The organism is Ruegeria sp. HKCCD4884, assembly GCF_013110855.1.
Classification (GTDB): Bacteria; Pseudomonadota; Alphaproteobacteria; order Rhodobacterales; family Rhodobacteraceae; genus Ruegeria.
In genome coordinates this window covers 41,082-52,210 of sequence record NZ_WVRJ01000022.1, presented here as the reverse complement: position 1 = coordinate 52,210, position 11,129 = coordinate 41,082, and the positions used below count along the sequence as shown (strand labels likewise).

Annotated in this window: 13 protein-coding genes; 4 read left to right on the top strand and 9 right to left on the bottom strand. The window is 53.0% G+C overall.

All coding sequences use genetic code 11. From position 1 onward, the window contains the following. The 3 genes from GS636_RS21885 to GS636_RS21875 form a co-directional block, all read right to left on the bottom strand. The coding region (locus GS636_RS21885; RefSeq protein WP_171672753.1) for a cation transporter at window positions 1–883 on the bottom strand (883 nt) is incomplete at its 3' end. A 62-nt stretch (window positions 884–945) separates the two neighbouring features. Then, entirely contained in the window at window positions 946–1,557 is a 612-nt protein-coding gene (locus GS636_RS21880) for a TetR/AcrR family transcriptional regulator (RefSeq protein ID WP_171672750.1), read from the bottom strand. Between the two features lie 72 nt (window positions 1,558–1,629). After that, on the bottom strand, window positions 1,630–2,904 hold the full coding sequence (locus GS636_RS21875) for a serine hydrolase (protein WP_171672748.1): 1,275 nt from the start codon (window positions 2,902–2,904) through the stop codon (window positions 1,630–1,632). Window positions 2,905–3,332: 428 nt separating this feature from the next. On the opposite strand from GS636_RS21875, the gene GS636_RS21870 reads away from it, so the two are divergent. The 3 genes from GS636_RS21870 (at window position 3,333) to GS636_RS21860 (ending at window position 6,979) form a co-directional block, all read left to right on the top strand. Further along, window positions 3,333–4,187: a hypothetical protein gene (locus GS636_RS21870; RefSeq protein ID WP_171672746.1), complete on the top strand. Its 855-nt coding sequence runs from the start codon at window positions 3,333–3,335 to the stop codon at window positions 4,185–4,187. A 149-nt stretch (window positions 4,188–4,336) separates the two neighbouring features. After that, entirely contained in the window at window positions 4,337–5,623 is a 1,287-nt protein-coding gene (locus GS636_RS21865; protein WP_171672744.1) for a serine hydrolase, read from the top strand. A gap of 75 nt (window positions 5,624–5,698) precedes the next feature. Next, window positions 5,699–6,979, top strand: a complete 1,281-nt coding sequence (locus GS636_RS21860; RefSeq protein WP_216602995.1) for a phosphatase PAP2 family protein — start codon at window positions 5,699–5,701, stop codon at window positions 6,977–6,979. A 137-nt stretch (window positions 6,980–7,116) separates the two neighbouring features. On the opposite strand, the gene GS636_RS21855 is transcribed toward GS636_RS21860, so the two are convergent. The 6 genes from GS636_RS21855 to GS636_RS21830 form a co-directional block, all read right to left on the bottom strand. Then, window positions 7,117–7,995: a CopD family protein gene (locus GS636_RS21855; RefSeq protein WP_171672741.1), complete on the bottom strand. Its 879-nt coding sequence runs from the start codon at window positions 7,993–7,995 to the stop codon at window positions 7,117–7,119. Beyond that, complete coding sequence (locus tag GS636_RS21850) at window positions 7,992–8,336, bottom strand: copper resistance CopC family protein (protein ID WP_171672739.1); 345 nt, start codon at window positions 8,334–8,336, stop codon at window positions 7,992–7,994. The genes GS636_RS21855 and GS636_RS21850 overlap by 4 nt, the downstream gene beginning before the upstream one ends. Before the next feature lie 12 nt (window positions 8,337–8,348). After that, on the bottom strand, window positions 8,349–8,792 hold the full coding sequence (locus tag GS636_RS21845; RefSeq protein WP_253762970.1) for a cytochrome c: 444 nt from the start codon (window positions 8,790–8,792) through the stop codon (window positions 8,349–8,351). Window positions 8,793–8,812: 20 nt separating this feature from the next. After that, window positions 8,813–9,280, bottom strand: a complete 468-nt coding sequence (locus tag GS636_RS21840; protein WP_171672734.1) for a DUF411 domain-containing protein — start codon at window positions 9,278–9,280, stop codon at window positions 8,813–8,815. A 58-nt stretch (window positions 9,281–9,338) separates the two neighbouring features. Beyond that, window positions 9,339–9,674, bottom strand: a complete 336-nt coding sequence (locus GS636_RS21835) for a hypothetical protein (protein ID WP_171672731.1) — start codon at window positions 9,672–9,674, stop codon at window positions 9,339–9,341. 63 nt (window positions 9,675–9,737) lie between these two features. After that, window positions 9,738–10,334: a hypothetical protein gene (locus GS636_RS21830; protein WP_171672729.1), complete on the bottom strand. Its 597-nt coding sequence runs from the start codon at window positions 10,332–10,334 to the stop codon at window positions 9,738–9,740. A 44-nt stretch (window positions 10,335–10,378) separates the two neighbouring features. Here GS636_RS21830 and GS636_RS21825 point away from each other — a divergent pair, with 44 nt between their 5' ends. Then, window positions 10,379–10,975: a Crp/Fnr family transcriptional regulator gene (locus GS636_RS21825; protein ID WP_171672726.1), complete on the top strand. Its 597-nt coding sequence runs from the start codon at window positions 10,379–10,381 to the stop codon at window positions 10,973–10,975. Window positions 10,976–11,129: the final 154 nt, after the last annotated feature.

Here is an 11,129-nt window from a genome sequence, read left to right as displayed (position 1 = left end):
TCGCGTGTTTAAGTTTCTGTCGCAGACTCTGCTCCAGTTCATCCGAAAGAGTGTCCACTTCAATTGCGGACACTGGTCGCTGAGGATCAAACAAGACAACGATAGAGTGACTTCTCCCTGTTTTTACAACCAGTAGTTCAACCAATTTGCCTCCAAATGACGCTATCGGCTCTTTGACGACAGCCAACACCATTTCATAACTGGCCTTTGGCGCTACGACCCCTGCCAACTCGGCCAATCCCGCTCGAAAGTCCGCAAAGTAACGAATTGCAGCCATCGAACATAAGATTAGAACAATCAGAGAATCTCCGATGGGGGCGACAACCGCCAACGGCCCATCTTCTATAGAAGCGACCAAAAACAAACCGACACCCGCGGCGGCAGTTACAGCGCCGTCAAAGGCAGCCGCATTGGCCTCCAGCTTTAAAATATCACTGCGCTTTCCGCCTTTCCTCCAGGCTCTCTGGTGAAACAACCAAAGAACCAGGCAAGTCATCAAGATCGCGGCGAGATAAACTGCTATGGGTTCGAACTGCAATGGTGGCGGCAGCTGACCGTTCGCGTATGAGCCAATGTTGCGAAGCGCATTGATGATTGCAAAGAGCACCACCCCAAGCAGCGAAAGCGCCCTGAATGTTGTAAAAATTGACTCCTCCGACCCGTAGCCAAAAGGGCGCATGTGGTCGGGTGCCTGTTGGACTCTTCCAATAACCCTTCGCGCAAAAAGTGCTGCCGCAAAACCGACAAATGAAAACAACCCATCAAGGAGAATGGCTTGGGAGTTCGATAGAATGGCTGCGCCGATACCCGCCAGCCCCATCAAGAGCGTGCCAATCATACTAACGGTTAGAGCACGTTGCTCAGATGCATGTTCATTCCGCATGAGTGCCTCACAAAACTCTTGAGTGGACCGGGAAAGGTACAGTGCTTGAAAGGATCTGGCTGTCAAACGCCTCGGCGTGGAATGCGATCTGGGATGAACTGACGCAAATATGAGATCGAGGCGGAAAGCCCATCGTCGATCATCTCGGGTGTCAGAGCCCCATGCCTCTGAAATGATAGGCTGAGGAACAGATCAAATATCTCAATTGCATGGAAGAAACGTAGTTCGCGTTGGTCAATCTCAGGCAAAACAAAGTAGCTGTCCATGAGTTCCGCGAATTGAGCACCAAGCTCAAAGTCGTTCTGTCTATCGGTAGCCTTGATCGCAGGTGCCGTTGCACTCCCCAAAATAAGCCGGCAATAGCCTGGCTTCTTTTGATACAAAGCAACGCCCCGGCGTGCTGCGTGTTCAAACAAGCTACGCCAATTCTCCAAGGCAGTGCCTGAGTAGGGCGAGATTATGTCTCCGATTAACTGCTCACCAAAACGACTGGCCGCAGCTGCAAACACCTCGTTGGCCCCCTTGAAAAAGTGGTAAGCAGAACCTGACGGGATATCGGCTTCTGCCGCGATCCTGTGCATGGTGATATCTGGAAGGTCTTCATTTTCCAGAAGTGTTTCGGCAGCAAGGATCAACTTCAATCGTCGCTCCTCGCCTTTAGCGTAGTGTTTCATTCACAGTCTTAACCATTGGTATTTGACACGTCCGTACCAACATCAGAACCCGCGCGTCAAATTCCAGCTGCCCTACATCTTTGCTGTTTCATCTAGAATCGCTGGAACAACCTGTAGGAAAATCATGGAATTCATGCGTTCTGTTTCCGTCTGAGGGTAGCCACCGTTCATTGCAATGACGGTTTCACTTTCTGGCTCAACCACCAAAACCTGACCGTGTATTCCGACAAACGCCGCGAATTTGTGGCCACCAATTTCCAAGATCCGGATCTGATCTTTATACCACCCATTTGGCGCGAGTACGGCCTCTTTTCCGTTGCTCCAAGCACCGCGGACCCTGTCGTTTCCCATCCACAGGGCGTCCAGGAAAGCGGCAGGGATGACTTGATCTCCAGCGTAGTTCTTACCTCCGGCGAGCATCATGCGTCCGACGCGCGCTAGGTCACGCGTTCTCATGTTCAATCCCCCGGAAGCAACTGTTGCACCCGACGGGTCAGCCATCCAATATGCCTCGCCCTCAGCTCCTAGCTTTGACCATAACTTGTCTTGCAAATACTCGGCCAATCCAACACCGGTTGCCGCTTCGACAGCAAGACCCAGAACTTCTGTGTTGGGGTCCTGGTACTGATAATGTGTGCCTGGTTCATATTTTCGTTGCGCGATTGTAACCAGGTAATCTTCGATGCCGTTCAAACCGCTATCATTGGGTCCGTTCCATTCCTGAGACTCGGTGAATTTTGGGTCCCACGAAAGAAAGGGCGGTGTGGGAATGTCGAGGCCTGAATTCATGTCGGCCACGTCTTGCAGCGAAACGCCTTCAAACGCTGTCCCTTTGAACCTTGGCAGATAAGCTTCCACCGGTGCCGTCATGTCCAGTTTACCCTCGGCCGCAGCAATTCCAGCAAGAATGGCAGTGAAGGACTTCGTTACTGACATGTCCAAGTGGGTCGATGTTTCATCCATCCCGTTCCAAAAATGCTGGTGCAGCAGGTCGTCGCCCTTCAGAATTACCATTGAATGGTTCTTGAGCCTGTCCCGCAACAAAGTCTCGATATCCAGTGGACCATCAGCGTCTTCAGCAGTCAGTCCGGACAAGTCGAGACTATTGGACTCCGTCCAGCTCTCGGGCTCAATGTCACCGCTCGGTTCAACAACGTAGTGACGCGTGAACTTGTAGGCATTGGGAAAGGTTACGGCTGCGTTTTCGCCGCTATCCCAGTTTTCTTGGGTGACACCAAAGCCTTCTACTTGATCGAGGAACGCCTGATCTGGAGGCAGTATTGACTGAGCATATGCTGCTGATGACAGGAGAAAGCTAACTGCTACTATACAATTGATTTTGTTCATCTGTTTTCCTTGATGCCGTTGAGCTTATTTCTAGTGACTGCACTGCATGTCTTATGAAATCGAAGCGCAGTCAGATCTGAGAAGTGTGCTTTGCGCCATTGGCTGAGCGCGGAATTTGTTATTCGAGTCCAGCTTCACCGATATGGTTACACCAAGAATGGCGATGCCGACAACAGTCGAGTTTTGGCTGGGATTTCAGCTATACCGGGCTGTCGCTGACGCGCACCCTTGCTAAAAAAATGAGCAATTTTATAACCTTGTGACAAATCAGCTTCGACAATTTCCCAAACCCAAACCCACTGCTCTCGAAGTTATCGACAAGAGTCGAAAATAAACTATAAAAATCTCGTGGGAGAATCTGGTATGTTTAACGTTAGGAGCATCCCTTGTCTTGCATAATTATTAGGCCCTGGGGCCGGGCAACTCAGTTGAGCACGCTAGCCAAACGACTATGTGTGCCTTCGAGGCTGGTTCTCTTTGGAATTTGCTGCTCGGTATTTTTAACCTCTTTCGCCAAAGCACAAGAAGAGTGCGATGCCGCGTGTCAGGCGGCACGTAAGGCACAGGACCCGCTCGCCGCAGTCACCGCACTACTTACGGATAACACAATCGGCTTTGGCCCCAATAGCGACAGCACAACCTACAATTTTCAGCTTCAGCCAGTTTACACGTTCGAGGGAGAAGCCGCGAATGTGATTTTGCGCGGATTGATACCTTATGTTGGTTTGCCAGGTGGTGTAGCGGGCGCAGATGCCAGCCTCCCAGAATTCGCCTTTTCCGACAGTGGCGGAGGAACAGATTTCGGCTTTAGCGATACCATTGTTCAGGCCTTTTATGTTCCGGAAGTGGAACCAGGGACATTCAAGATCGGATACGGCGTCCAACTCTCTTTCGATACTGCTGAAGACGGATTCAACGGGCCCGGAAACGGAGCGGGCCTTGCACTTGTTGGGTTCAATTTTGCTGGCGATTTGTCTTATGGCGGGGTGGTCGGGCATCTTTGGGGAGAGAATGATTTTTCGCTCACCACCATACAGCCGATAGTCTTCTACAATTTGGAGAATTTCCTCGGAGGTTCTTACGTCGGCTACTCCAATACGAGTAGCTATAATTGGAACACAGGCGACTGGGTTGTTCCCGTCGGAGCGACCTTCGGGAAGACGTTCGTCGTGGGTGGCGGAAATGCTATCGACCTGAATGTTGGTGCCTATTATCTCGCCGAGGCGCCGGACAACAGCAATGACTGGCAGCTCAAATTCGGCGTTTCCTGGTTCTTGCCGTGAACCCGCCAAGACAATCCCCATACGATGACTGTCGATGTCACAGAGTAGGCCATCAGGAGAGCGTTTTCCCTACTACCTATATCCGCCGAACTCCTTTCAGGCAGTCGCTGCAAGGTTCGCTCAAACAGATCCAAAGAGGTTTTTTTGCAATGAGACACATCCCTACAACAGCATTCGGGGCTATTCTGGTTGGAGCGCTGACGGTCAGTGCTGAAGCGACAACCTTTAAAGAGCCGGACGCTGAATTCATCGAAGCTGCGTCAGCAATTGGTTTAACGGGAGAGAACTGGGAAACACCTGAATTCATCGCCTCTGCCATGCCACACGTCTACAAGTTTTCCCACAGCTACACGCTGCACAAGGGCGATTATGTTCGTGAGTTGCCCCAAAGCGATCAGGTTCTGAACCTAGAAGAAGTAATGGTTCAGGATTATGACGGGCCAATTTCTGCAAGAGACTTCCTGTTGAACCGGATGCAGAACCACAATGCAGTGATTATTCAAAATGGTGAACTTATTCATGAGCACTACGGAAATGGATTGGACGAGTTTTCCACGCATCTAGACATGTCGGTTTCTAAGTCCTTTACAGCGATGGCCGCGGCAATTGCTGTTGGAAAGGGTTTGCTTAATTGGGAAGACCCAGCAATCCAGTACGTACCTGAATTAGCAGGGACCGCATTCGAAACCGCCACGGTGCAAGAGATTTCTGACATGCGAACTGCGGTCGTGCTGGCCCCCGGAACAGCGGAAAAATATTGGGATACCCGCCTTTCTGAGGCACAGGGTTATTATGGTCAGGAAAAGTCCGAAGCTTACCCAAACGGCACGATGGACTTCTTTCCTCTGATCACTGAGCGGCAAGACTACGCAATGGGTGAGAAGTACGACTACCAGGATGTCAACAGCGAGCTTCTGGGGCTTATCGTGGACCGCGCGACAGGCGAGTCTTTCACGACAATTCTTGAGCAGGACCTTCTACAGAAGGTGGGTGTCGCTTCAGATGCCCATTTCATGTCCGACAAGAAGGGCCTAGCGATGGGGTCTACAGGCATGAACATGGCTACCAAAGACCTCGCTCGTGTCGGCCTGATCTTTCTGAATGAAGGCAAGAACGAACTTGGGGAGCAAGTGTTGCCCGCCCAATTTGTCTCTGACCTTTGGGAAGGAAATGAAGCCGTACGCAGCGCTTGGCTCAAGGGCAAGGAATCTGCGCTAGCTCCGGGTTACTACAAAGATCAATTTAGAGTTCTTGAAGTAGGTGATTACCGCATTTTGGCTATGATTGGCGTCAATGGGCAAATGTGCGTCATCAACAAGGAAACAAACTCGGTCATTGCCTTGAACGGTGCGTACCCAATGGCAGAAACCCCTCGTTTCGCCACCATGCAATTCCATCAGTTCGTGCCAGCGATCTTAGATGCCATGTCAAATTAGTAGTGGTCGCTGAACCAACTCGTGAGGACAAGTCTGCCCACTAGTTTCAAAGGGGTGCAAGTTGAGGCGTGAACTATGGAAATGTTAAGAAAAGCAACTGCGGTCGTGCTGTGTGCGTCTCTAGGTGCACTGTCTTCTCCGTCAGTTGTATCTGGTGACACGACTGATGACCTCGAAGACGTCGGCGACGTTCTTCAACTGGCAATTCCTCTCGCAGCCCTTGGGATAACTTATGCTAAGGACGACAAGGAGGGGCGACAACAGCTCGCAAAGGGTGTTGGCACGACCTTTCTGACCGTTCAGAGCCTTAAGTTTCTTGTGGAGAAATGGCGCCCCAATTACTCGGCGGACAATTCCTTTCCGTCGGGGCACACCGCAGCTGCATTCTCGGGTGCTGCTTTCCTTCAAACACGGTACGGATCCAGCTACGGCGTACCAGCTTATCTGCTAGCGTCATTTGTCGGTTACACCCGAGTTCGCGCCGAGAAACACTTCTCCGACGATGTCCTGGCCGGTGCAAGTATCGCAATGCTTAGCAATTGGTTGTACGCGACGCCCTTGGAGAACGGAGTCAGGGTTCTTCCCACAGTCTCGCAGGATGCAGTCGGCTTGCAGGTGTCGATGCTTACTGGATCAAGCAAATCGGCAGAGACAAAAGAGACAGAACCCTTCAAACCCAGGTTTAGGTTTTCATTCTCCTTCGGCGCGAGCAGTCTGGACAACAACGACGTACGATCTCCCAGTTCAACCGGCTCACAGCTAGACCTTGAACAGTTTGATACCTTTTCAAACCCGACCACAAGTTCCGCAGCGAGTTTCGAGTATTTCATGTCTGATCGGCACGAGTTCTACGCGGTCCTAAATCCGCTAGAGGTACGAGACGAAGGCACTTTTTCAAACCCCGTTCGGTTCGACGGCACGGTATACCCGGCAAACACGACAACTGCGATGGATTACGTTATGAACGAAATTCGTGGCGGTTACCTGTACAACGTCGTCCCTGAAGGTCGGTTCGATTTGAAAGTTGGCGGGGGTCTGACCTTTCAAAATACCTATGTGCGACTTGTTTCCGGCAATCTGGATCAAGAAGTCGAAAACAACGACTTTGCGCCATATGCGAGCATCCATGCCAGCTATGAACTGTCTGATCGGTTAGAATTTCAGTTGGGTGTCGACGGCACTTCGTTTGACTCTGTCGAGTTTCTAGATGCGGTCGCCTTGCTGAGCTACGAACTCACTCCACAATGGGATATTGGAGTAGGTGTTCAAAGCTTCAGCCGAAAGCTGGATGTGGCTGAACTGAAGAACAAATACGATGCCACCAGTGTCTTTTTGAATGTTGGGTATTCATTTTGAAGACTTGGAAGGAACCCAAATAGGCTGTCGAGGCTCAATCAGTCGACCTTCGCTGCTTCCCGTGCCTATGACTGGAGGCAGCCCAAAGCGGACATTCGTAACAAGGCTTTGCAGTTCCGGCTTCGGACTATAAGCCGTCAGAGATTGATGGGAGGTGTCGTCACACTGGTTAGCGTTGCCGTTGCAAACAGGATCAGGACAACAGCCAACATCTCAATTGAAATCGAACGTCGTAGAGCAAGTGTCGCACCACGCGTCTCAGCCCTGAGAGCCGGAACAAATCTCAGCTTGTTCAGCGCCGCGAGACCAAGAAGGGTAGAAACGATCACGACCTTGACCAGAAGCACCAATCCATAGGCCGTTCCGAACAAAGCGGTCACGGAGCCCGAAAGCAGCCACGCGAGCGCTGCGCCTGCAACAATCAGGACGGCAACTCCGTAAGCAGCGACATTGCCAAAGTGGTGCAGTAGATCGGCCCCGGTTGGAGTGAGCGCCGCTTTGCGCAAAGGCAGGAGAGCGCCAACCCAAAACGCGGCAGCCAGCAGATGCAGAACCAGTAAGACTGCGAGAAGCCCCCTTGGCTCTCCGAGGGAGTGTCCCACCTGAGCAAAGGAAACCGCAACGGCAAGGCTGCCCGCCAAAGCGATCCACTGCCCGACGCGTGGGAGCAAAATTGCCAATATCGCGAGTTCACCCACTCCTCGCCAAATCGCGGCGGTGCCAAGTGGACTGTCCCAGACAAAGCCAAGCATCATTGGGTCCGTCGCGCCCTCAAAGCCCATCCCGGATATCCGCGCCGCCCTAATGCCGAAACGCAAAGCCAGAACGGCGAGACCGAGTAGCGCGGCACCGACCGCGAGGTGCCTGGCAAGGCGCCAAACAGACACTTCGGCGCGCGTTGCAAAGAGGACGGCGAACAGGACGTTACCCATCGCCAGCAGCGCCGTACCGTAGCCAAGTGCTTTCGCCAGAATGGCCAAGACGACAACACCGTCAATGGGGGCCAGTCCGGTCACTCAGTTACCGTGAAAGAGAAGCTGCCCTGCATCGGGTGACCGTCGGAAGCCATACCGCGCCAGTCGAAACGATAGCTTCCGGGTGCAAGCTCCTCCAAAGGCATAGCGCGGAACTCCATAGCGGGGTCCATACCTATCTCGCGCTCAATTTTAACGTCGCCATCGGGTGAGGTCAGCGTGACCGAGATGATGCGCATCGGATCATCGAACCGCATGGAAAGCTCCGGCACGTCCGTGACAGTCGCGCCGTCAGCCGGTGTCGTTGCCTCGGACTTTGAATGCGCAGCCGCAAGCATTGGAGCCATCGCTACGGCCAAACCAAGAAGAGTTTGTTTGATCATCTGAGTTTTCCTCTATTCGGATTGGGCATTCAGTTCGTCGTGATACTCACGAATGTCATCAGGCCAGGTTGATTTAATAAAGGACAGCACTGCAATGATTTCTTCATCGCTGAGCACTCCTTCATAGACCGGCATACCAGTTGCGGGCGCATTCTCCATCAGTCCGGCCAGGCCAAATTTGGTCAAGGTGAAGAGCGTTTCATCATCGTGGTGCCACGTGTGCCCTGTGGCGTCGTGCGGCGGTGCCGGTAGTAAACCATCCTCGCCGCGCATCTGCCAGTTTGGCTGTCCTTCCAGGCGTGCTCCGTGGCAGGCAGCACATTGGTCCGCGTATATATCTTGGCCAAGGGCGACCAGTTTGGCGTTATCCGGTGTCAATAGACCGACCGCTTCGGAGGGCTGAGCCAGAACGAAAGCTACGGCGAAACCGGTGAGCGCAAGCCCACCGGTGACCAAGAGTGTTGTGCACCCTAGCATCAGGTATCGAACGGCTGCGCGGTGCCCGCACGGTAGTATACTGTACCGACCCCAGCCTCTCCCCCAAATGCAATGACGTCGTAACGGGCGGACGGATCGTCGCCCATTCCTGGGGAGCCCATTGGCATGCCGGGAACCGCAAGCCCTGTGATGTCTGGCCGATCCTTCAACACGGCTTCCAGAGCTTCGAACGGCACATGGCCTTCAAAGACATAACCGTCGGCTTCAACGGTGTGACAGGATGCAAGGTTCAGTGGGATACCTCGTGCTGACTTCTGTGCCTCGGGGTCTGTCAGTTCCTCAACGGTGACGGCGTAACCACGAGCGCGAGCCAAGTCGGCCCATGCGTGACAACATCCGCAACCTGGTGAGCTGAGCACGTGCATTGGGGTGCCTGCACGGACGGGAAGAGCGGTCGCGATGAGAGCAGTTGCAGACAGTGTGGTGAAGTGACGACGTGTGATCATGTCTGTCGGTCCTTTGAACTGAAATTTGAACGGAATGCGGGCGAGCGCCCGTTGCCGTTCAGGCTTTCGGAGGACCGGTGGGAACACCAAGTGCGAGGCCCGAAAGATCGGCTCCAGCGTACGTCACACCACCCACTGAGATCACCAGTGCAGCAATCGGCGAAATCCCCGCCGTGGCGACAAGATCACCAAAACAGGATGTTGAGCCCTTGCCGCTAGTGGTGTCGCAACAATCCGCAGCAGCTTTCTCGACATCAGCCAACAGATCATCGCCCGCCATGTGAGCATGATGACCAGAATGATCCGATCCATGGGTCAAGCCATGCTTCACCGACGCTACGGATGCGCCAGAGAATGCAACAACAAGAAGTATCGACAGGACCAGGCGAAACATACCAAATACCTACTGGCGGTATGAGGTTTTGACAAGTTTCGAGGATGTTTCGCCGCATACAACCTAGTTGCACCCATTATGGGTGCGCCACATCTCTGGATCATGTCCGTCCGGAACAGTGAAACATGGATCATATGTATATCCGCGTAAGACTGAATACTGGCTGACTTGCGCATCAGTCAGCAACGTCAATGTCAACAGGTGAGCGTTCAGATGGACGAAGCGCAGGGCTGCTCGCGCCGCGCCCGCTTCCATAACCAGTCGTTCAAGAGTTTCTGCCGTTGGAACACCTTGCTGAAAAGCCAGATCAAGCGCCTGTTCCATTTCGATTAAGTGTTCGCCTGCCTGTATCGCGTCTGCCTGCATCTGGGCGCGGATTAATTCGATTTCTTGGCGCTGCTCTTCAGTCAGACCAATTTGATCGGCAAGTTCGAGAAGATGCGTTGGCCCCGGAACGCCGTTAAGCTCCGCTGCTCGCGCGAGGCCCCATCCGCCACCACGCGCGATCTCCTCTAGGTCCTGTTCCGACAGAGATTTGATGAGGCGCGTTTCTTCACCCGCATAGGCCGACGTTATCGTGTTGTGGTTCCCAGAGTGGGTCTGAGTAAAAGCCACGGAAGGCAAGATCGCTACAAGAAGTGCGAAACGCTTGGTCGCCATGTTAAAAACCCTCGGTTGAGACAGCATTGGCACGAAGGGATTGCATGGAAGACGCAATACGGAACATGATAGAAATCATGTCGGATCATTGGCTTCATTGTTTTGACTACGCACCAAAGCGAACGCTGGTGGAAGGCGAAACTCTGTTTCGGCGGGATGACAGAGTGGAATGGGCTTTTCTGGTTCGTAAGGGGCGGATCTTCCTTCGGCGAGCGCTGCAAGATGGCGGGCTTTTGACGCTTCATACAGCCAATGCTGGTGATCTGGTCGCGGAAGCATCCCTGTTTGCAGACCGCTATCACTGCGACGCTGTGACCGATCTTTCTACGACGGTCTTATTCCTCCCGAGGGACGAATTGATCACGCACTTAGAGGATGCAGCTTCATCAAACCATCTTTCGATCAGAGCGTTTGAACGAACAGCGAGAGATCTACAGACTTTGCGAACCCGCATTGAAATCATGCGACTGCGAAAGGTGACAGATCGACTGGATGCCTATCTCGAACTGTACGGGCCACCGGAAGAAGGCGGTTGGGTGCGTGTTGCCGATTGGATCGGAGTGACGCCCCCCGCGCTATATCGTGAGTTGGCGAAGCGTCGAGAGAAAAAAGATATTCACCATCTCGCAGCAAAATCGTAGATATTGGCTCGGTTCTGACCCTCTCAGCGGTGAGCCAAAGTAGCCGCTCGCAGCCCCGAAGCGGCCATTCACAAATGGACTTTGAATATCCCGAGAAGTAGACAAAGCTGTCGATTTCTTTTGAGGCCCACCGGTTGTCTTTCTGAACTTGAAG